Origin of the sequence: Streptococcus parasanguinis, from assembly GCF_023109675.1 — a bacterium.
GTDB classification, from domain to species: Bacteria; Bacillota; Bacilli; order Lactobacillales; family Streptococcaceae; genus Streptococcus; species Streptococcus parasanguinis_I.
The window spans coordinates 147,885-168,289 of sequence record NZ_JALDUR010000002.1; the positions used below are offsets into that span (position 1 = coordinate 147,885).

General features: G+C 40.1%; 24 protein-coding genes. 20 read left to right on the top strand and 4 right to left on the bottom strand.

Annotation, left to right across the window (positions count from 1 at the left end; all coding sequences use genetic code 11):
* The first annotated feature begins 162 nt into the window (after positions 1–162).
* The 12 genes from aroB (at position 163) to msr(D) (ending at position 13,348) form a co-directional block, all read left to right on the top strand.
* Complete coding sequence (gene aroB / locus M1G14_RS02285) at positions 163–1,236, top strand: 3-dehydroquinate synthase (RefSeq protein ID WP_247926240.1); 1,074 nt, start codon at positions 163–165, stop codon at positions 1,234–1,236.
* Positions 1,237–1,242: 6 nt separating this feature from the next.
* On the top strand, positions 1,243–2,409 hold the full coding sequence (aroC, locus tag M1G14_RS02290; RefSeq protein WP_223344517.1) for a chorismate synthase: 1,167 nt from the start codon (positions 1,243–1,245) through the stop codon (positions 2,407–2,409).
* A 16-nt stretch (positions 2,410–2,425) separates the two neighbouring features.
* Positions 2,426–3,532 carry a prephenate dehydrogenase gene (locus M1G14_RS02295; protein ID WP_247926241.1) on the top strand — a complete coding sequence of 369 codons (1,107 nt, stop codon included), beginning with the start codon at positions 2,426–2,428 and terminating at the stop codon, positions 3,530–3,532.
* A gap of 99 nt (positions 3,533–3,631) precedes the next feature.
* Positions 3,632–3,970, top strand: a complete 339-nt coding sequence (locus M1G14_RS02300; protein WP_003014453.1) for a YlbF/YmcA family competence regulator — start codon at positions 3,632–3,634, stop codon at positions 3,968–3,970.
* Between the two features lie 172 nt (positions 3,971–4,142).
* The gene (gene aroA / locus M1G14_RS02305; protein WP_247926242.1) at positions 4,143–5,426 is read left to right on the top strand and encodes a 3-phosphoshikimate 1-carboxyvinyltransferase; all 1,284 of its coding nucleotides are present in this window, start codon (positions 4,143–4,145) and stop codon (positions 5,424–5,426) included.
* A complete protein-coding gene (locus M1G14_RS02310) occupies positions 5,419–5,904 on the top strand; it encodes a shikimate kinase (protein WP_049506069.1) in 486 nt (161 codons plus the stop codon). Before aroA ends, M1G14_RS02310 begins: the two co-directional genes overlap by 8 nt.
* Positions 5,895–6,749, top strand: a complete 855-nt coding sequence (gene pheA / locus M1G14_RS02315) for a prephenate dehydratase (RefSeq protein ID WP_049522892.1) — start codon at positions 5,895–5,897, stop codon at positions 6,747–6,749. Before M1G14_RS02310 ends, pheA begins: the two co-directional genes overlap by 10 nt.
* Positions 6,746–8,059, top strand: coding sequence for an LCP family protein (locus tag M1G14_RS02320; protein ID WP_049490723.1), 1,314 nt, complete (start codon positions 6,746–6,748; stop codon positions 8,057–8,059). Before pheA ends, M1G14_RS02320 begins: the two co-directional genes overlap by 4 nt.
* 62 nt (positions 8,060–8,121) lie before the next feature.
* Positions 8,122–9,477 (top strand): 23S rRNA (uracil(1939)-C(5))-methyltransferase RlmD, encoded by a 1,356-nt coding sequence (rlmD, locus tag M1G14_RS02325; protein ID WP_049522891.1) that lies wholly within the window; start codon positions 8,122–8,124, stop codon positions 9,475–9,477.
* A gap of 514 nt (positions 9,478–9,991) precedes the next feature.
* On the top strand, positions 9,992–10,162 hold the full coding sequence (locus M1G14_RS02330) for a hypothetical protein (RefSeq protein WP_000873143.1): 171 nt from the start codon (positions 9,992–9,994) through the stop codon (positions 10,160–10,162).
* A gap of 385 nt (positions 10,163–10,547) precedes the next feature.
* Positions 10,548–11,765: a macrolide efflux MFS transporter Mef(A) gene (mef(A), locus tag M1G14_RS02335; protein WP_000417519.1), complete on the top strand. Its 1,218-nt coding sequence runs from the start codon at positions 10,548–10,550 to the stop codon at positions 11,763–11,765.
* A 119-nt stretch (positions 11,766–11,884) separates the two neighbouring features.
* On the top strand, positions 11,885–13,348 hold the full coding sequence (gene msr(D), locus M1G14_RS02340) for an ABC-F type ribosomal protection protein Msr(D) (RefSeq protein ID WP_000420313.1): 1,464 nt from the start codon (positions 11,885–11,887) through the stop codon (positions 13,346–13,348).
* A 117-nt stretch (positions 13,349–13,465) separates the two neighbouring features.
* On the opposite strand, the gene M1G14_RS02345 is transcribed toward msr(D), so the two are convergent.
* From M1G14_RS02345 to M1G14_RS02360, 4 genes are read right to left on the bottom strand one after another with little or no spacing between them, the layout of a single operon-like run.
* A complete protein-coding gene (locus tag M1G14_RS02345; protein WP_001072467.1) occupies positions 13,466–13,765 on the bottom strand; it encodes a DUF5960 family protein in 300 nt (99 codons plus the stop codon).
* Positions 13,752–14,120, bottom strand: coding sequence for a hypothetical protein (locus M1G14_RS02350; protein ID WP_000567222.1), 369 nt, complete (start codon positions 14,118–14,120; stop codon positions 13,752–13,754). The genes M1G14_RS02345 and M1G14_RS02350 overlap by 14 nt, the downstream gene beginning before the upstream one ends.
* Before the next feature lie 12 nt (positions 14,121–14,132).
* On the bottom strand, positions 14,133–14,468 hold the full coding sequence (locus tag M1G14_RS02355) for a DinB/UmuC family translesion DNA polymerase (RefSeq protein WP_000806926.1): 336 nt from the start codon (positions 14,466–14,468) through the stop codon (positions 14,133–14,135).
* The gene (locus tag M1G14_RS02360) at positions 14,465–14,710 is read right to left on the bottom strand and encodes a hypothetical protein (protein ID WP_001813542.1); all 246 of its coding nucleotides are present in this window, start codon (positions 14,708–14,710) and stop codon (positions 14,465–14,467) included. Before M1G14_RS02360 ends, M1G14_RS02355 begins: the two co-directional genes overlap by 4 nt.
* A 378-nt stretch (positions 14,711–15,088) precedes the next feature.
* Here M1G14_RS02360 and aac(6') point away from each other — a divergent pair, with 378 nt between their 5' ends.
* From aac(6') to M1G14_RS02405, 8 genes are all read left to right on the top strand, one after another.
* On the top strand, positions 15,089–15,517 hold the full coding sequence (gene aac(6'), locus M1G14_RS02365) for an aminoglycoside 6'-N-acetyltransferase (protein ID WP_002912789.1): 429 nt from the start codon (positions 15,089–15,091) through the stop codon (positions 15,515–15,517).
* A gap of 47 nt (positions 15,518–15,564) precedes the next feature.
* Positions 15,565–16,173 (top strand): Type 1 glutamine amidotransferase-like domain-containing protein, encoded by a 609-nt coding sequence (locus tag M1G14_RS02370; protein WP_070465751.1) that lies wholly within the window; start codon positions 15,565–15,567, stop codon positions 16,171–16,173.
* A gap of 180 nt (positions 16,174–16,353) precedes the next feature.
* Complete coding sequence (locus M1G14_RS02375; protein ID WP_070465753.1) at positions 16,354–17,106, top strand: CPBP family intramembrane glutamic endopeptidase; 753 nt, start codon at positions 16,354–16,356, stop codon at positions 17,104–17,106.
* Positions 17,107–17,194: 88 nt separating this feature from the next.
* The gene (locus M1G14_RS02380) at positions 17,195–17,686 is read left to right on the top strand and encodes a phosphoribosylanthranilate isomerase (protein ID WP_247926243.1); all 492 of its coding nucleotides are present in this window, start codon (positions 17,195–17,197) and stop codon (positions 17,684–17,686) included.
* Positions 17,687–17,961: 275 nt separating this feature from the next.
* Positions 17,962–18,738 carry an alpha/beta fold hydrolase gene (locus M1G14_RS02390; protein WP_247926244.1) on the top strand — a complete coding sequence of 259 codons (777 nt, stop codon included), beginning with the start codon at positions 17,962–17,964 and terminating at the stop codon, positions 18,736–18,738.
* Between the two features lie 32 nt (positions 18,739–18,770).
* Positions 18,771–19,508 carry a DUF4336 domain-containing protein gene (locus M1G14_RS02395; protein WP_023917879.1) on the top strand — a complete coding sequence of 246 codons (738 nt, stop codon included), beginning with the start codon at positions 18,771–18,773 and terminating at the stop codon, positions 19,506–19,508.
* A gap of 259 nt (positions 19,509–19,767) precedes the next feature.
* Positions 19,768–20,061 carry a type II toxin-antitoxin system RelB/ParD family antitoxin gene (gene relB / locus M1G14_RS02400; protein ID WP_023917881.1) on the top strand — a complete coding sequence of 98 codons (294 nt, stop codon included), beginning with the start codon at positions 19,768–19,770 and terminating at the stop codon, positions 20,059–20,061.
* Entirely contained in the window at positions 20,054–20,392 is a 339-nt protein-coding gene (locus M1G14_RS02405) for a type II toxin-antitoxin system RelE/ParE family toxin (protein ID WP_247926245.1), read from the top strand. Before relB ends, M1G14_RS02405 begins: the two co-directional genes overlap by 8 nt.
* Positions 20,393–20,405 lie beyond the last annotated feature (13 nt).

Here is a 20,405-nt window from a genome sequence, read left to right on the forward strand (position 1 = left end):
GAGAGGGTTTTACCTTTTCCTATTGAAAAAGCTTTATGAGATTAGAACAGGAACTGATTTTTTAAAAAACAGTCTTGCTCTAGTCTCTTTTTCATTTTGATTGAGACATGTGCCCTATTTCATGATAAGATAGAATCAAAGAAAAACGTGAAGGAGATTCCTATGAACGTATCGGTACCTATTCCAGGACATTCCTATGATATTGTGATTGAAAGAGGTGGTCTTAACCAGGTTGGAGACTGGTTGCGCACTCTTTGGAGCGATAAAAAAGTCGCCATTATTTCCGATAACCGCGTGGCTAAGCTATATGCGTCTATCGTAGAGAAGAGCCTTGAGAAAGCTGGTTTTCAAGTGGTGCGCTTTGAGTTTCTTCAAGGGGAAGCCAGTAAGAATCTAACCACTGTTTCAAAAGTTTATGAATTTCTAGCTACCCAGGGCATGACGCGCAGTGATGGAATCGTTGCTCTTGGGGGTGGCGTAGTTGGTGATTTGGCTGGTTTTGCTGCCTCGACCTATATGCGGGGAATTTCCTTTGTTCAGATCCCGACTAGCTTGACCGCACAGGTAGATTCTTCTATCGGGGGAAAGACGGGGGTCAACACAGCACTTGCTAAAAACATGGTAGGGACCTTTGCTCAACCAGACGGTGTGTTTATTGATCCTGAAGTGTTGAGCACGTTGGGGCACCGTGAATTGATCGAGGGAATGGGCGAAGTCATTAAGTACGGCCTCATCCAAGATACGGAACTTTGGGAAGAATTGGAAGCCATGGATGGTTCTGTCCAGAGTATTTTAGAGCATGCAGAGAGCATCATTTCCCATTCTTGCCTGGTGAAGCGTGACCATGTGGTGGCAGATGAGTTGGACAATGGTATTCGACTGTATCTCAATTTTGGTCATACCATCGGGCATGCCATTGAAGCGACAGCTGGTTATGGTCAAGTTATGCATGGAGAAGCTGTCAGTATGGGCATGGTGCAGCTCTCCCGAGTTGCAGAAGAAAAGGGCTTGATGCCAAAAGGAATCAGCCAACAAATCGAAGAAATGTGCCGGAAATTTGACCTTCCGGTGACCTATGAGAACTGGGATAAAGAAGCCCTTTATCAAGCCTTGACCCATGACAAAAAGGCGCGTGGGACGAACTTGAAATTAGTAATTGTTCCAGAGTTGGGGCAAGCAGCGATTCATCAAATCCCTCTTCAAGAAATGAAGGACTTTTTAGAAAGAAAGGAATAAGGTCGTATGAGATATTTAACAGCAGGAGAGTCCCATGGGCCTCGATTAACAGCCATCATCGAGGGCGTTCCAGCAGGCCTTCCTTTATCTGAAGAGGATATTAATAAAGAGCTCAAACGTCGACAAGGTGGCTATGGTCGTGGTGCTCGGATGAAAATTGAGAGTGACCGGGTTGAGATCACATCAGGGGTCCGTCATGGCTTGACCATGGGAGGTCCGATTACTCTGAACGTGACCAATCTGGATCATCAAAAATGGCTAGAGATCATGAATGTAGCACCGGTCGAAGAAAAAAAGAAAAATCTGCGTAAGATCACCAAGCCACGTCCTGGTCATGCCGATCTAGTCGGAGGGATGAAATACCGTTTCGATGATCTCCGTAATTCCTTAGAGCGTTCTTCTGCCCGTGAGACGACCATGCGTGTAGCCGTTGGTGCAGTTGCTAAACGGATTTTAGAAGAGATCGGCCTTGAAGTAGCCAGCCACATTGTGAATTTTGGGGGAATCGAGATTGCAATTCCCGAGAATCTAACCGTTTCAGAAATCAAGGAAAAGGCAGGTCAGTCGGAAGTTTCGATCGTTGTGCCAGAACAAGAAGAAGCCGTTAAGGCCTATATTGACCAAGTGAAAAAAGATGGCGATACCATAGGGGGAATTGTGGAAACCTTGGTTGGCGGTGTGCCTGTTGGACTAGGATCCTATGTGCAATGGGACAAGAAATTGGATGCCAAAATCGCTCAAGGAGTGGTCTCTATCAATGCCTTTAAGGGTGTTGAGTTTGGCCTTGGTTTTGAAGCAGGTCGCCTAAAAGGTAGTCAAGTCATGGATGAGATCATCTGGTCTCAGGACACTGGATATACCCGTCGCACCAATAATCTTGGTGGTTTTGAAGGGGGCATGACCAATGGTGAGCCCATTCTGGTTCGTGGTGTCATGAAGCCTATTCCGACCCTCTACAAACCTTTGATGAGTGTGGATATTGAAACCCATGAGCCTTATAAGGCAACGGTTGAGCGCAGCGACCCAACGGCTCTGCCAGCTGCAGGAGTGGTGATGGAAGCAGTGGTCGCAACAGTCCTTGCTACAGAAGTGCTTGAAAAATTCTCATCCGATAACTTGGAAGAATTGAAAGAAGCTGTTGCTAAGCACCGGGACTTTACGAAGAATTTTTAAGAGAAAGAGTTTTCCTTTGGAGAAGAAAGTTGTCTATATTGCAGGACTGGGCTTGATTGGTGCTTCACTTGCGCTAGGCATTAAGAGGGCCCACCCACATGTGACCATTCTTGGTTACAATCGTAGTGAAGCCTCTCGAACCATCGCCCTTGAAAGAGGAATGGTGGATCAGGTGACGGATGATTTCGCAGCCTTTGCCCCTTTAGCAGATATCATTATTTTGGCCCTTCCCATCAAGCAAACCAAGTCTTACTTAGAAACCTTAGCTGGCCTGAATTTGAAAGACCAGGTACTGGTGACTGATGCAGGCTCTACCAAGGCAGAAATTGTCGCACAAGCTGAAAAAGTGTTTACAGATAAGGATGTACGCTTTGTGGGAGGACACCCCATGGCTGGTAGTCATAAGACAGGTGCTGCAGCAGCAGATGCCACCTTATTTGAAAATGCCTATTATATTTTTACCCCTTCTAGCTTGACCACGGGGGGTGCCATGGAAGAGTTGAAAGAGCTTCTGAGTGGATTGAGATCTCGCTTTATTGAAGTCGATGCCGAGGAACACGATCGGGTGACTTCCCAGATCAGCCATTTTCCTCATATTTTAGCCTCGACACTGGTCGAGCAGGCCGTAGCTTATGGGGAAGAGCATGAAATGACCCGCCGTTTTGCGGCTGGTGGCTTTCGGGATATGACACGGATTGCGGAAAGTGAGCCAGGCATGTGGACTTCTATTCTCTTGTCCAACCCTCAAGCGATATTAGAGCGGATTGCAGATTTCAAAGAGCGTTTGGATCAGGTGGCTGAGACCATTCAAGCAGATAACGAGGAGGCCATTTGGTCCTTTTTCCAAGAAGGGCGGAAGCACCGAAAAGAAATGCAGATCCATCAGCGTGCTGGCCGCGATAGTGCCTATGATCTCTTTATCGATGTCCCCGATCAGGAAGGCGTGATCCTCGAAATCTTACAACTCCTACAAGGGATTTCCTTGGTCAATATTCACATCAATGAAGAGAATCGTGAAGATATCCACGGAATTTTGCAGCTGACCTTTAAAAATGCAGAGGATCAGGAGCAGGCTCAAACATTGATCAGCCAGGCGACGTCTTATACCGTCCTTGCTCGCTAGGTCTAAAGAAGGATTTGCGTCAAAAGGCCGCTTCATTTTAGGAATATTGAAGGAAAAGCAGTATAATAGAAGTATCTTATCAGTAAAGGAGCCTAGAAAATGGCAAATATTTATGATGTAGCAAACGAACTCTCTCGGACCCTGCGAGACCTTCCTGAATACAAGGCTGTCGTAGAAAGCAAGCAAGCGATCGAAGCAAATCCAGAAGCGAAAACGCTGTTTGACGAATACGTCGCTTTCCAAAATCAACTGCAAGGCTTGATGCAATCCGGTCAACTTCCAACAGAAGCTGTGCAACAAGAAATGAAGGACTATATGGAAAAAATCCAAGCAAGTCCGATTGTGAATGAATTTTTCACCAAACAACAACAATTGTCTATTTATCTTGCAGATCTTGAAAAGATCATCTTTGAGCCGATTCAAGATTTATACAAGTAGAAATTTCTACCAGAGTTGTCATTTCGACTCTGGTATTTTCGTTCGCCACTAGAGGAAAACAAGCTCAAAAAATGCTTGGAAACATTCGTTTTTTGTTCCAAATTTTTGATCAAAAATTGAATTCATGTCCTATTTATGATAGAATATGTGGAAAAGCACTCTGGAGATGGCAATGAAATTAAGAACCAATAGCAAGGGTCTAAAGGGAACCATTCGAGTCCCTGGTGACAAATCCATCAGTCACCGATCCATTATTTTTGGAAGTCTTGCAAAGGGCGAAACTAAGGTCTATGATATCTTGCGAGGCGAAGATGTGCTTTCTACCATCCAGGTGTTTCGAGACTTGGGAGTTTCTATCCAGGATGATGGGGATGTGATTCGGATTCAAGGAGTAGGCTTTCAAGGTCTTCAAGCCCCGACATCTCCCCTTGATATGGGCAATTCAGGAACTTCTATTCGTTTGATCTCAGGTGTACTAGCAGGTCAGGATTTTGCAGTGACCATGGTCGGAGACGACAGTCTTTCCAAACGGCCCATGGATCGTGTCGCGATCCCACTGCGTCAGATGGGGGTAGAGATTACTGGTCAGGGAGATCGCGATTGCCCACCTTTACATGAAAAAGGGACCCATCAGCTTCAACCCATTCATTACCGTTTGCCAGTGGCATCGGCCCAAGTCAAGTCGGCTCTCATCTTTGCTGCTCTACAGGCTGAGGGTAAATCGACGATTATCGAGAAGGAAAAGACCCGTGACCATACAGAGGATATGATTCGCCAATTTGGTGGGGAGATCCAGGTAGACGGAAAAACTATCCACATCCAGGGTGGACAAGAGTTCAAAGGTCAAACAGTCATTGTTCCTGGAGATATTTCCAGTGCGGCTTTTTGGTTAGTGGCTGGGCTCATCCTTCCAGATAGTGAGATCAAGATTGAAAATGTTGGCATCAACCAAACGCGGACAGGGATTCTCGATGTCATCCAGGAAATGGGGGGAAATCTCACTGTTGAGGATCGTGATGAAAAAGCTGTCTCGGCAAGTCTTACCGTCAAGACTTCGTCCTTAAAAGGGATTCGGATTGATGGGGAGTTGATTCCACGCTTAATTGATGAATTGCCGATTATTGCCTTACTAGCGACACAAGCCAATGGTCAAACTGTGATTGCGGATGCTGAAGAGCTTCGTGTGAAAGAAACGGACCGCATCCAGGTCGTAGCAGATAGCCTCAATGCTATGGGAGCCAATGTTGTGCCAACGGAAGACGGAATGCTCATCACTGGTCCGACTCCCCTGCATGGAGCTGACTTAGAGACCTTTGGAGACCATCGGATTGGGATGATGGCTGCCATTGCTGCCTTATTAGTGAGTGAAGGAAATGTGATGCTGGATCGGGCAGAGGCCATTAACACCAGTTACCCTAGTTTTTTTGAAGATTTGGAGACCTTACTGCATGGCTAAAATTTTACTTGGTTTTATGGGAGCTGGAAAAACGACCGTTGGCCGGATTCTTGATCCAAAATTCCATGATATGGATGAATTAATTGTTAAAGAGATCGGCATGTCGATCAATGACTATTTCGCAGTGGAAGGAGAAGCTGCCTTTCGTCGCCGCGAGGCTGAAATGCTGGAACGTTTATTGGAAAACGAGGCAGCCATTATTTCCCCTGGTGGCGGGATTGTCGTCAATCCTCATAACCGTGCCCTCTTGGAAAAAAATCCATACAACATTTATTTGCGCGTGGATTTTGAAACCTTGTACAGTCGCATTCAAAATGACAAAGCTATGCAACGTCCCCTCTTTTTAAACAATACCAAAGAAGAATTCAAGAAGATTTTTGATGGCCGTTTGCCTTTGTATGAAGCGATTGCTACCCATATTGTGGATGTTAAGGACAAAACACCTGACGAAATTGCGGAGATTATTCGATGCTTGTAGGCTATCTAGGTCCCAAGGGATCTTTTACCCACGATGTGGTGACTCATAGTTTTCCAACTTCTGAACGCATCGCTTATCGAACGATCACAGATGTTATTAAGGCCTATGAAAATCAAGAAATTGATTTTGCAGTCGTCCCCGTTGAAAACTCTATCGAAGGCAGTGTCCACGAGACCATCGATTACCTCTTTCACCAAGGGACCATCCAGGCCGTTGCAGAAGTGGTCTATCTCATTAAGCAACAGCTCTTGGTGGCTAGAAAAGATCGGCCTATTCGAACGGTCTATTCGCATCCACAGGCCTTGGCCCAAGGGAAGGCTTTTCTAAGAGCCCATTATCCAAATGTGGCTATGGAAATGACGGCTTCAACAGCCTATGCGGCTCGCTATGTGGCAGAGCATCCAGACTTGGAAATTGCGGCGATTGCCCCTCTGGCAGCAGCTAGTGAGTACGGCTTGGAAGTCCAGGCCAAAGACATCCAAGAAATCGAGGACAATTATACACGTTTTTGGATTTTAGGGGCAACAGAGCCAGCGATCTCAGAAGCATTGAATCCCTCTCTTCAAAAAGTTAGCTTGGCCTTGACCTTGCCAAGTAACCTAGCAGGAGCCCTCTATAAGGGTTTGTCCACCTTTGCTTGGCGGGGGATCAATTTAACCAAGATTGAAAGTCGCCCCCTAAAAACAGCTTTAGGAGAATACTTTTTCATTATTGACCTTCTAAATCAAGCGCCTGATCTTCTGCAGTTTGCCTATCAAGAATTAGACAGTTTGGGCATTCAGACAAAAGTCCTGGGTCAGTATCAGGTCTATACCTTAAAAGATAACGGAATGGAGAAAAGATGAGTAACGAATCCAACTTTCTATCTCACCACGAGCGAAAGCGATTAGAGTACTTATACTCAAATTTTCATTATTTGAATGAACGAGAACAACTAGAATACAATTACCTGCTCAAGAAGAGCCAAGGAGCTTATGAGGAAGCAGAAGCCCTTCAACCTGAGGTAGACGCTACAGAAGAAGTGCAAGGTGAGATTGCTGAACCAATTGGGGATCTCCCTGTTTACCAATCACGTAGCAAAAAGTCTAAGAAGAAAGCAGTTGCTGCGACGAGCGATATACCTAAGAAACCACGGAAAAAGATCCGCGTCAAACGGATCCTCAAGTGGCTTGCTCTCTTTTTCTTGCTCATTATCGGTGGCATGGTCTTCATGTTTGTGAAAGGCCTCAACAGCAAGCCGACAGGTCCAGATGCCAAACCAGCTGTCGTCGAGAAATTTAACGGCAAGAAGTCGCGAGATGGGGTCAATATCCTGATCTTGGGGACAGATGGTCGGATCGGTGAGAAATCAGATGAGACTCGGACAGACTCCATCATGGTGGTCAATGTCAATAACAAAGAAGGCAAGATCAAGATGGTCAGCTTCATGCGGGATACACTGGTCCATATTGATGGGGTGAGCCAGCAAAATATTCCTGAATATGATGGCTACTATGATCAAAAACTGAACACTGCCTTCACCATAGGGGAGCAAAATAACAACCAAGGGGCTGAATTGGTGCGTCAGATGCTCAAAGATAACTTTGACATTGACATCCAATATTACGCCATGGTCGATTTCAAGACCTTTGCGACGGCGATCGATACCCTCTTCCCGAATGGGGTCGAGATGAATGCACAGTTTTCAACGGTTGATGGCGAGAAGGTCAGTGAAGTAGAAGTACCAGATGATTTGAACATGAAAGACGGTGTCGTTCCGCAGCAAACCATCAAGGTTGGAAAGCAACGGATGGATGGCCGGACCCTTCTCAATTACTCGCGTTTCCGTAAGGATGATGAAGGGGACTTTGGTCGGACCCGTCGCCAACAAGAGGTCATGTCCGCCATCATGCACCAGATCAAAGATCCAACAAAACTCTTTACGGGATCAGAAGCCCTCGGGAAAGTCTTTGCTATGACGTCTACCAATGTACCTTTCTCCTTCCTATTGACTAATGGACTTGGCTTAGTCGGTAGTGCTGGAAAAGGAATTGAACGAGTGACCATCCCAGAAAATGGGGATTGGGTCGATGCCTACGATATGTATGGGGGCCAAGGCTTGCTCGTCGATTTCGATGCTTATAAAAAGAAATTGTACCAAATGGGACTGAGATGATATAATAAGGGGATAGGAGTTTTGAACTCCACCCCTTTTAATTTGTAGAAAGATAGAACACCATGTTAAAGAAAAATGAAATTGTAACCGTTGAGATTGTCGATTTGACCCACGAAGGAGCAGGAGTGGCTAAGGTCGATGGCCTGGTCTTTTTTGTGGAGAATGCCCTGCCAGGAGAAGTTGTCCGCATGCGCGTGCTTAAAGTCAACAAAAAGATCGGCTACGGAAAAGTAGAGGAGTACCTAGAAAAATCGCCTCACCGTAATGAAGAGCTTGATCTTGCCTATTTACGAAGCGGAATCGCCGACTTGGGGCACCTGGCTTATCCCGAGCAACTGAAATTCAAGGCCAAGCAGGTCAAGGATAGCCTCTACAAGATGGCAGGAATCTCTGATATCGAAGTACCCCTGACCTTGGGAATGGACCATCCTGTCCAATACCGTAACAAGGCCCAAGTCCCTGTTCGTCGGGTAAATGGTCAGGTCGAAACAGGCTTCTTTCGGAAGAACTCTCATGATTTGATGCCGATTGAAGACTTTTATATCCAAGATCCAGTCATTGATCAAGTGGTCTTGGCGCTTCGTGATTTGATTCGTCGGTTTGACCTCAAGCCTTATGATGAAAAAGAACGGTCTGGCCTGATTCGTAACCTTGTTGTTCGTCGAGGCCATCATTCTGGACAAATCATGGTCATTTTGGTCACCACTCGTCCCAAGATTTTCCGTGTGGACCAGTTGATCGAGCAGCTGCTCAAGCAATTCCCAGCCATCAAATCTGTTATGCAGAATATCAATGACCAGAATACCAATGCCATTTTTGGGAAAGAATGGCGTACGCTTTATGGTCAAGACTATATTACGGATCAAATGTTGGGAAATGATTTCCAAATCTCTGGACCAGCCTTTTATCAGGTCAATACCGAAATGGCAGAGAAGCTCTATCAGACAGCCATTGACTTTGCAGAGTTAAGTAAAGATGATGTGGTCATTGATGCCTACTCCGGAATCGGGACCATTGGCTTGTCAGTTGCCAAGCATGTCAAGGAAGTTTATGGTGTTGAAGTCATCCCCGAAGCAGTAGAAAATAGCCAGAAGAATGCTAGTCTAAATGGCATCACCAATGCCCACTATGTCTGTGACACAGCTGAAAATGCTATGAAAAATTGGCTCAAGGAAGGCATCCAACCAACAGCCATCCTGGTCGACCCACCACGCAAGGGCTTGACCGAAAGCTTTATCAAAGCAAGTGCCCAAACAGGAGCTGACCGCATCGCCTATATCTCTTGTAATGTCGCGACCATGGCGCGTGATATCAAACTCTACCAAGAATTGGGCTATGAATTGAAGAAAGTACAGCCGGTGGATCTTTTTCCGCAAACGCATCATGTTGAGGCGGTAAGTTTGCTAGTCAAGGAGTAAAACGACGAAGATTAGCATTTACTTCCGCCCATGCGATAGCTGTCCGTGATTGACAAGTGCTAGCACGCAGACAGAACGGAGATAGCGAACCGCTGAGTGTGTCGCTCTGCTCGTAAAAGCTTAGAAACCTTTGAACGAAAGGGATAATGAAAGCCTTGATTGCAAGGCTTTTTGCTTTATGGTGGGTAAGTATCAGAGTGAGAAAATTTTTGGAATGAGTAGAAGTGATAGCTAGAAATTATCAGTTTCTATTTCCATTTACCCTGTGGGTACGTGTTTGTTTCCATTGACAAGGAGTTTGTGGGAATAGAAATGTACCCACCTTGTTTGAATCAAGTGAAGTGTAGTTGAAGGAAATCTGTTGAAAGCAATACTTCATTTTACCGAATAAGTAATAATTTAGGCAACTTCAAATCGATTAAAAAAAACTATTTTAAAGGTTAAGAGTAGACAAAAATTGTCCACTCTTTTTTGCAAACTCAATTTATCAATAAATGAAATGAGGGAATGTAAAATGAAATATTTTGAGGTTGAGTTAGAAAATCCTGATGAATTTTTAAAACTACAAACAGAAGATTTTGTGAAAGCTAATCGCTTGCTACTAAGGAAGATAATCCAGAGCGTTACAGTCTATGAAGAAAACTTCGTCATATCCTTTAAATCTGGCATCGAATTGGAAGTATGAGTCTCATTCCATAACTTTTATATTGAACATATCATCTTGTTGTGTTATACTATAAATTGATATAAACAAAGATGTAGGAGGAACCGAAACTATGACAGCCTCAATGCGTTTAAGATAAGCTGGCAATAAAAAAAGCAGAATCTATACCCGATGATAGGCTTTTTTGTTGTGCTTATTTATACGATATTGAGCATTCATTAGTTACGGTGAGGATATTGGTTATTTAACTATACCTTTATTTAACTATGTCTTTAATATGAATGTTTCCAAATTGTATGTATGCAGACCAAAAGCCACATTGTGGGGTTTGGCCTGCATTTTTTATTGCCTAGAATGCTATTCAAAATAGAAATTCAAGCAAAATAATATGCAGGAGATAATATAAATGGAAAAATACAACAATTGGAAACGAAAATTTTATGCAATATGGGCAGGGCAAGCAGTATCATTAATCACTAGTGCCATCCTGCAAATGGCGATTATTTTTTACCTTACAGAAAAAACAGGATCTGCGATGGTCTTGTCTATGGCTTCATTAGTAGGTTTTTTACCCTATGCGATTTTGGGACCTGCCATTGGTGTGCTAGTGGATCGTCATGATAGGAAGAAGATAATGATTGGTGCCGATTTAATTATCGCAGCAGCTGGTGCAGTGCTTGCTATTGTTGCATTCTGTATGGAGCTACCTGTCTGGATGATTATGATAGTATTGTTTATCCGTAGCATTGGAACAGCTTTTCATACCCCAGCACTCAATGCGGTTACACCACTTTTAGTACCAGAAGAACAGCTAACGAAATGCGCAGGCTATAGTCAGTCTTTGCAGTCTATAAGCTATATTGTTAGTCCGGCAGTTGCAGCACTCTTATACTCCGTTTGGGATTTAAATGCTATTATTGCCATCGACGTATTGGGTGCTGTGATTGCATCTATTACGGTAGCAATTGTACGTATACCTAAGCTGGGTAATCAAGTGCAAAGTTTAGAACCAAATTTCATAAGGGAGATGAAAGAAGGAGTTGTGGTTCTGAGACAAAACAAAGGATTGTTTGCCTTATTACTCTTAGGAACACTATATACTTTTGTTTATATGCCAATCAATGCACTATTTCCTTTAATAAGCATGGAACACTTTAATGGAACGCCTGTGCATATTTCTATTACGGAAATTTCCTTTGCATTTGGGATGCTAGCAGGAGGCTTATTATTAGGAAGATTAGGGGGCTTCGAAAAGCATGTATTACTAATAACAAGTTCATTTTTTATAATGGGGACCAGTTTAGCCGTTTCGGGAATACTTCCTCCAAATGGATTTGTAATATTCGTAGTTTGCTGTGCAATAATGGGGCTTTCGGTGCCATTTTATAGCGGTGTGCAAACAGCTCTTTTTCAGGAGAAAATTAAGCCTGAATATTTAGGACGTGTATTTTCTTTGATCGGAAGTATCATGTCACTTGCTATGCCAATTGGGTTAATTCTTTCTGGATTCTTTGCTGATAAAATCGGTGTAAATCATTGGTTTTTACTATCAGGTATTTTAATTATTGGCATTGCTATAGTTTGCCAAATGATAACTGAGGTTAGAAAATTAGATTTAAAATAAACAATATTGGAGGAATATTTATGTATCTTATTTTCATGTAACTCTTCCTGCTAAAATCGCAGGGTTTTCCCTGCATACAAGCAAATGAAAGCATGCGATTATAGACAGGAGGAAATGTTATGGAATTAATATTAAAAGCAAAAGACATTCGTGTGGAATTCAAAGGACGCGATGTTTTAGATATAAATGAATTAGAAGTATATGATTATGACCGTATTGGTTTAGTAGGAGCAAATGGTGCTGGAAAAAGCACTTTACTCAGGGTACTTTTAGGAGAATTAACTCCCCCAGGATGTAAAATGAATCGTCTGGGTGAACTTGCCTATATTCCCCAGTTGGACGAAGTAACTCTGCAGGAGGAAAAAGATTTTGCACTTGTAGGCAAGCTAGGTGTTGAGCAATTAAATATACAGACTATGAGCGGTGGTGAAGAAACAAGGCTTAAAATAGCACAGGCCTTATCGGCACAGGTTCATGGTATTTTAGCGGATGAACCTACGAGCCATTTAGACCGTGAAGGAATTGATTTTCTAATAGGACAGCTAAAATATTTTACAGGTGCACTGTTAGTTATTAGCCATGACCGCTATTTTCTTGATGAAATAGTAGATAAAATATGGGAACTGAAAGATGGCAAAATCACTGAGTATTGGGGAAACTATTCTGATTATCTTCGTCAGAAAGAGGAAGAACGTAAGAGCCAAGCTGCAGAATACGAACAATTTATTGCGGAACGTGCCCGATTGGAAAGGGCTGCGGAGGAAAAGCGAAAACAGGCTCGTAAAATAGAACAGAAGGCAAAAGGTTCTTCAAAGAAAAAAAGTACTGAAGACGGAGGGCGTTTAGCTCATCAAAAATCAATAGGAAGTAAGGAAAAAAAGATGTATAATGCTGCTAAAACCCTAGAGCACAGGATTGCGGCCTTAGGAAAAGTAGAAGCTCCGGAAGGCATTCGCAGAATTCGTTTCAGGCAAAGTAAAGCATTGGAGCTCCATAATCCATACCCTATAGTCGGTGCAGAAATTAATAAAGTATTTGGGGATAAGGCTCTGTTTGAAAATGCATCTTTTCAAATTCCGTTAGGAGCAAAAGTGGCGTTAACTGGTGGTAATGGAATCGGAAAAACAACTTTAATCCAAATGATCTTAAACCATGAAGAAGGAATTTCTATTTCGCCTAAGGCAAAAATAGGTTACTTTGCACAGAATGGTTACAAGTACAACAGTAATCAGAATGTTATGGAGTTTATGCAGAAGGATTGTGACTACAATATATCAGAAATTCGTTCAGTGCTAGCATCTATGGGGTTCAAACAGAACGATATTGGAAAAAGTTTATCTGTTTTAAGCGGTGGAGAAATTATAAAATTGTTGCTTGCTAAAATGCTCATGGGTAGATATAACATCCTAATAATGGATGAACCCAGTAACTTCCTTGACATACCAAGTTTAGAGGCTTTGGAAATACTAATGAAGGAGTACACCGGAACTATCGTGTTTATCACCCACGATAAACGATTACTCGAAAATGTAGCAGATGTAGTTTATGAAATTAGAGATAAGAAAATAAATCTGAAACATTAAATTTAAGGTAGTCGCTGGTCAGTATAGTCTGTTCTGGTTGGCGACTCCATTGTTAAAGAGTATAAAGACTTTAGATTTTATGAATATTAAAAATAGGAACAGTCAATTGAACTGCTCCTATTTTTCTGCTAAATATATTGTAGTTTTCTTATATGTATAATGATAGATTAGCGGATTCTCATCTACGGTACTTACTTCAAATATGAAGAAGTGATCGCGGTTATCTCTGGACTTTTCCTTATTGAGGACAAAGTAATTCTTACGTGAAGTCGCCATTGTTTTTAGGATATCATCAGTTAGGAAGGTCAATGGAATATTCATGTTAGAGTAGCGGTAGAAGTCACGTTCAAAATCTTGGTAGCTCTCGCTATAATAGTCCATTTGTAGGTGATTACGCTGAAACTCAAGCTGATTCATAGAGCACCTCCTCGACAAGTTCAATACTAATAATGTCTTTTAATTTCAAATTGATGTGACCTGTTGTAGTTTTTATCAAAATGAAATCTTTGGTCAGACTTGGTATTGTTCCAGTGTAGGAAACACGCTTGTTTTTTTCAATCACTTGAATGCGTGTGCGTAGCTGCCCGGCGTATACTTGACTGAGGAGTAATAATTTCTTCTCTAGTGATAAGTCAGACATGTACGTTACTTTGTTTGTATCATCAGAGAGTGCTGATGCATGTTCAGATAGGAAAAAGCCCATCCATTTTTGCATCTTTGTATCCTGGTACTCTCTTGCTGATTGAAATGGTAAATATGAACGGTCAATCATATCAAATCCTTTCTATGCAGAGGCAAGGGTATTTTTATCAAATTGAATCGTAAAACCTTGAATTCCCCCACCTGTGTAACATTCTTTAAAGCGATTGATTACCTCAGTATAGATTATCACAGATGAGCTTGTTGGCTTAATGCTAAATGTAAATTCCAATGGTAATCGGTTTTCAGATTTAGCATGTACTAGTCGTATCGATATTTCAGTTGTTTTGAGTTTTCTCTGACGAAGTTTTGAAGTTGCTGTTTCAACGATTCCATGTAAAAATCTTTCAAGCATTTCAATATCATTACATCCTTTGCTACGGATTTCTGAAAATTGTACTGTATTTTTTTCTTGTTTCATTTTAATCCCTCCAATCCACCCGCGGAATGACCACCGATAAGTTTACTGCGTTCAATATTTCTGGAACCTTCAGTTAGGACGGTTCCTTTTTGTATGGCTAAAAAACCAAACTGTTCTCTGACAACATCAATAGCTGTCTGAAGTCTATTATCTTTTTCAATTTGTTCTACATCATCAAAGAGTGATAGTAGAGTATAGCTTTCATCTACGAAGCCACTATAAGATACACCAATTTGTCTCACTGCACCAGAGGTGTATTTTTTCGGAATAATACAAGTACATGACTCACCATTGTTTTGGGGAGATTTGCGGGTTCAATTTTATTCTGAGCATTTATAGATTTTTTCATCTCAGTCCTAGAATAGCCAATATGAATAGAAACGACAGTAGTCAATACTAGGGCTACTGTTCCGTTCCACAGTATCATTTAAAAATCATTTTCACACCCTTTCGTCTATTAGTATAGAAGAAAGCTCTCAGCACAAGTTGAGGCAGTATCACTGCTCTTCCAATCTGAGACAGCGATAAATAGAAGGGGATGGTATTGGTGTCAATCAATGAGTAACAAAGTAACAGCATGATTTGAAACATTTGCCTGTAATTTGCGGAGGAACATCAATATGGATGGAATAACAAAAGATTCTATAAAAACGGCTAAACTAATGAAACAATTATGGCCCCAATTAACCGATAAAGAAGCTATTGATGAAGTAAAAAGATATACGAATGGCAAAAATACTGCAATCTTTACTGAAGTTGAAGGTGACACAATTGTAGGTCTAGCACTATGTTCACTCAGATTTGATTATGTTGAAGGTTGTAAATATAGTCCTGTTGGATTCTTAGAAGGGATTATTGTCGACGAGGAATATCGTTTAAAGGATATTGCTAAAAATCTCTGTACAAAATGTGAGGAATGGGCGAAAAATAAAGGATGTAAGGAATTTGCAAGTGACTGTACTTTAACGAATACGGATTCTATAAGATTTCATCTCAATATTGGATTTCAGGAGGCAAATAGAATTATTCATTTTAAGAAGAAATTATAATTTCAGTACGTGGTCAAAATTTATGTATCTTTAGGAAGTGTGAAAGATTGGACGAACAAATTTTTTTGATGGGTGGAAATCCGCCGATAAAGAACCATACGATTGTTCATAAAATTGTGTCATCAAGGAAGATTGGAAGACTTGTTATTTTTACAGTTTATCGAGAAAATTGGGAACCGTATATGAATAAGTACACGGAAGTTTTCCAAAGTCAACTTCCTAATCTAAACACTGATTACTTACTTTTGGACTCTGAGCAGGTTGATTTTGATAGCTATTTAGATGCTGATCTAATTATCATCGATGGTGGAAATACAGAAAAGTATCTAGCTACTTATGTCAATCAAGAGTTCAAAAATTATATCAAGCATATGCTGAATAAAGGGGCAAAAGTTATGGGATTTTCTGCAGGAGCCCTATTATTAGGAGAAAAGGTCTATATCTCACCTAATGATAATTCAGATCATCAGATAAAGATAAAAAATGGATTAGGACTCTTTAGTCAGTTTTTAATTAGTGTCCATTATGATTCCTGGAATGATAAAGCTAATAAGGATAGAGCTGAAGAACTCGTTAATGTTCCCATAATTCCACTAAATGATCATTCCTGTCTTGTATTAGATAAACTTGGAAACATTATTGAGAAAATTGACTAGTTTTAATCATGCGAATCTGAATCTACGAAACTAAAGTATTGACGAAATGAATAATGAAAAGCCTTGATTATAGGGCTTTTTTTTGCATTTTTGTGATAGAATATAGGTAGTTATAATCGAGAGCAACTAAGAAGCAGTAACAAATATTACATATAAAATAATAAAAATAAGGGCAATAAAATGACAGAAATTGACAAAAAGAATTTAAAAAAATATCTTTATTGTACATTTGGAATTACTTATATATCTTGGGGGATTCTTGCCATCTTTACTCAATCTCATATTTTGGGTTTAGAAACAATCATAGGAAGAATATTACATATAGTAGGTGCACTTGGACCAGCTATTGCAAGTGGCTTTTATTTGAAAAGGAATAATATAAAATTTAAACATTTTTTATTTAGTAAGAAAGAAAATAGTAGTATTTATTTCATTATTCATTTGTTAGCAATTTTGATACTATTTTCTGTATCTTCCTTAGAATTTAATGGAGTATCCATTTATCTAATGCCACTATTCTTTATTCAATTAATTTTTTTTGGTGGTGGACATGAAGAATTAGGATGGAGAGGAATATTACAGCCGTTACTTGATAAAAAATATACATATTGGCAATCTAATTTGATTGTAGGATCAATTTGGGAAATATGGCATCTGCCTTTATGGTTTATAGTTGGAGAAAGTCATCAAGGATTTCCTTTTATTTTATTTTTTATATATACATTATTTTTAAGTTTTGCTTTAGGACTTCTTTACCGTCAAACCCAATCAGTGGGTTACTGTATATTATTTCATGCGTTCGCAAATTTGTTAAATCTCTATTTTGTGTTAAAAATTAATCTTATTTTTATTATCATTTTTATTGGTTATTTGATTTATACGATATTGGCGAGTAATAGAATTAGTAAGGAAAAGAATTTGTATCCAAAATAAATGGATACACTCTAGAAAATGAAGATGATTATGTTCAAGGTAATAAAGTAGAAATAACGAACATTTAGATGAAAGGTTTAGAGTAAATATGAGTCTCTTATTTGAAGAATTTAAAACCATTTGTTTCCATTTAAATCGAGTCGGAATTACACCGACACTGATGGGGTCTTTGGGATTGGAGTTTAGAACGAAAGAAAATTGGGGGCCGTCTGACATTGACATTCATGTGCCTGGTGACCCTAGAGGTTGGGAAGCGCCTGATCCTCTCAGAATTTATGACTGGGACAAGATAATGAAAGTGATGAAAGACTTAGGCTACGTTTTAATAGATATTCATGAGCATGAATTCCAAAAGGATAGAGTGAGTGTTGAATTTGGTAGTATCGATTCCTTACCTGATTTTGCAGGAGTTTCGGAATCGGATATAGAGCTTATTCACATTGAAGGCATCACTTTTCGTCTTCCAAGTCTGGAGCAGTATCTAAGTATTTACAAAGCTTCTTCTCATGACTCCTATCGAAATGATCACAATGACAATAAGGATTTTAAAAAGATCGAGTGGCTGGAAAGACATTTGTAAATTCTCATATGAAAAGTAGTAAGTTGTAAAACTGGCTGCTATGTTATTTTTATTATCATTTTGGTTGGTTATTTAATTTATAATATATTGGCTAGTAATAGAATTGGTAAGGAAAAAATATTTTAATTTTTAGAACAGGAAATCCATTATTAAAGGTAACATTCTATCTAGATAATCGATGTTAGAGATTTTCTGTTTAAAGTGGTATCACTGCTTGTTCAAACAGATTAAACAAGGATGTATCTAGTGAAAGTCTCACAGTAAGGAGTTTAAACATGAAATTCCATGAATTTGGTGATAAGAATTTGCCTCCTATCTTACTGATACATGGCGGTGGCAGTTCTTGGTGGAATTATCTTCGTCAAGCACGGATTTTATCAAAAGGCTACCGTGTTATTTTACCTACTTTGAATGGCCATGGCGAAGAATATCCACTCGATTATGTTTCTACGGAAGATTCTGCTTTGGAGATCCTAGACTATGTCAAAGCAAACTGTGGTGGAAAGGTGTTTGCGATCGGTGGCGTTTCACTTGGTGGTCAAATTGCCATGGAGCTTTTGTCCTTAGACAGCGAGATAGCTGAGAAGGTCATCATAGATGGAAGCCTCTGTATTCCTCAACCAAAGCTAGCTAAAATCAGCATCTTTCTAGTATCATTATTTGGTAAACTGATGTTCAGTAAATTCTCTTGCAAACTTCAATTAAGCATGATGAACAAACTCTATCCTAAACTGGCTTATCCAGAGGAGATAAAAGCATATTATTTAAAGGATCTGCCAAGGACACCTATCAAAACATTGGTGACCATTTACAAAACCTATATGGGACGTTACAAGCTAAAGGAGACAATTTCTGCTAGTAAGGCGCAGGTTCTGTATATCTATGGTGAAAAAGAATTGAACTGTGTGAAAGCATCGGCGAAATTATTTCAGCAGCTCCATCCCAATACGATCCTGTATGAAGCTAAGGGCTATAACCACGGCTATTTATCAGCTTATCTACCTCAAGAGTGGATTGATTTGGTGGTGCCATTTTTGGAGAATAACGATTGATTATACTTTATTAATTTAGAAAGCAGAGTTTCATGAAAGTCAGAAAATATAGTCCCCTCAATTCCTTAAAAAAGATAGCAGATAATCTATGGATTGTGGATGGGGAAGAAGTACTGATGGATTTTAAATTCTTCAAAGTGCCTTTTTCAACTAGAATGACAGTTATCCGTCTACAGAACGGTGGTCTTTGGGTGCATTCACCGACTAAGCCTAATGACAATTTACTTTTTGAAATCAAGCGATTAGGTGAGGTAAAACACCTTATTGCACCCAATGTCTTACATTATAGTTATATAGATGAATGGCATCAACTATTTCCTGAAGCAAAAGTTTGGCTAGCTAGTGGTGTTCAAAAGCGTGCCAGAAAATCGGGAATGAGTTTGGATTATGGTCAGGAATTAAGCAAGGCCAATTGGAACGAAGAAATTCTTTTTACAACATTTGAGGGAAGTTTTTATGTAAAAGAGGTTGTTTTTTTCCATAATGAAAGTTCAACTCTGATTTTAACGGATCTTATTGAAAACATAGAAACTGAGAATGTATCGATTTTTGAAAAGCTACTGTTTAAAATAGGCGATAATCACTATCCAAATGGTAAAACACCAAGAGATTTAAGAATGACTTTTTTATTTAGTAAAAAACAGGCATTGAAGAGTTATCGTATAGTAAAGAAATGGGAACCTAAGAATATTATTATTTCTCATGGACCGTGTATAGTTGGACAAGCAAAAGAAATGCTAAACCAAGCGTTCTCTTGGCTAGAGAAATAGTAATTTACTATAAAGAAATTAATAAAATATATCTAATATAATTGACTACAATTACTTGGAGTTGTCAAATTAAGATGTGGAATCTACTTAAATTGTTGATTCTAGGAGGTATCAGATGACACGAGAGAAAGAATATAGATTAGCTATCGGTATCTCTTAATTAGATTTAGTGAAAGAAGAATCCATTTTTTACTTGATTCCCCTCTCTATCTTATGGTAGTATGTATATACAAATTGTATGTACAAAGGAGAGGTAGAAATGGCAAACACGAAAGCAGTGAATTTTCGAGCAGATGCGATGTTTTACCAAAAAACAAAAGAGGTGCTTGCGGATAAAAAAATTTCTGTGTCAGATGTCCTAAATGCAGTACTTCGAAAAATTGCTAATGGGACTGTGGATCCAGAAGAATTTGTTTCGAGTGATTTGCAGGACAAACAGTATCAGGTAGCCTTTGAAGATTTGAAGAAGGAGATTTTAGTGGGGCATCAGGAAATCGCTCAAGGAAAAGTTACTTCTGTAGCCGATGTGAGAAAGGAATTTGGTCTTGACTAACTTGAAACGTTATCAGGTCTTTCTTTCAGATCGTGCTAAGCAGGACTTGCGTGACATTCACGACTATATTCTTGTGAATTTTTATAGCCAGCAAGCTGCAGATGGCAAAGTCGATTTGCTATTGAGCGCTCTTGAGACCCTAGAACTCTTTCCAGAAGCCTGTCCTCTGGTATCAAGCCGGGGCTATGGTGAGATGACGAATGATGGAAAACCCTATCGTTATATGCCAATAGAGAACTATCTTACATTTTATTATATTGAGAAGCATAGGGTGTATGTTGCTCGTATCCTTAGTGCAAAGCAGGATTGGGTCAAGATTTTTTATAAGTAGGATGCGGAACCTC

Bases quoted from the DNA above. Each gene is read 5' to 3' on its own strand.
- M1G14_RS02350 (WP_000567222.1), bottom strand. From the start codon at position 14,120: ATGATTGACCGTTCATATTTACCATTTCAATCAGCAAGAGAGTACCAG.
- M1G14_RS02390 (WP_247926244.1), top strand. From the start codon at position 17,962: ATGAAATTCCATGAATTTGGTGATAAGAATTTGCCTCCTATCTTACTG.
- M1G14_RS02345 (WP_001072467.1), bottom strand. From the start codon at position 13,765: ATGAATCAGCTTGAGTTTCAGCGTAATCACCTACAAATGGACTATTAT.
- M1G14_RS02300 (WP_003014453.1), top strand. From the start codon at position 3,632: ATGGCAAATATTTATGATGTAGCAAACGAACTCTCTCGGACCCTGCGA.
- pheA (WP_049522892.1), top strand. From the start codon at position 5,895: ATGCTTGTAGGCTATCTAGGTCCCAAGGGATCTTTTACCCACGATGTG.
- aroC (WP_223344517.1), top strand. From the start codon at position 1,243: ATGAGATATTTAACAGCAGGAGAGTCCCATGGGCCTCGATTAACAGCC.
- M1G14_RS02395 (WP_023917879.1), top strand. From the start codon at position 18,771: ATGAAAGTCAGAAAATATAGTCCCCTCAATTCCTTAAAAAAGATAGCA.
- M1G14_RS02380 (WP_247926243.1), top strand. From the start codon at position 17,195: ATGAGTCTCTTATTTGAAGAATTTAAAACCATTTGTTTCCATTTAAAT.
- M1G14_RS02320 (WP_049490723.1), top strand. From the start codon at position 6,746: ATGAGTAACGAATCCAACTTTCTATCTCACCACGAGCGAAAGCGATTA.
- relB (WP_023917881.1), top strand. From the start codon at position 19,768: ATGGCAAACACGAAAGCAGTGAATTTTCGAGCAGATGCGATGTTTTAC.
- M1G14_RS02355 (WP_000806926.1), bottom strand. From the start codon at position 14,468: ATGAAACAAGAAAAAAATACAGTACAATTTTCAGAAATCCGTAGCAAA.
- rlmD (WP_049522891.1), top strand. From the start codon at position 8,122: ATGTTAAAGAAAAATGAAATTGTAACCGTTGAGATTGTCGATTTGACC.
- aroA (WP_247926242.1), top strand. From the start codon at position 4,143: ATGAAATTAAGAACCAATAGCAAGGGTCTAAAGGGAACCATTCGAGTC.
- aroB (WP_247926240.1), top strand. From the start codon at position 163: ATGAACGTATCGGTACCTATTCCAGGACATTCCTATGATATTGTGATT.
- M1G14_RS02375 (WP_070465753.1), top strand. From the start codon at position 16,354: ATGACAGAAATTGACAAAAAGAATTTAAAAAAATATCTTTATTGTACA.
- M1G14_RS02310 (WP_049506069.1), top strand. From the start codon at position 5,419: ATGGCTAAAATTTTACTTGGTTTTATGGGAGCTGGAAAAACGACCGTT.
- M1G14_RS02330 (WP_000873143.1), top strand. From the start codon at position 9,992: ATGAAATATTTTGAGGTTGAGTTAGAAAATCCTGATGAATTTTTAAAA.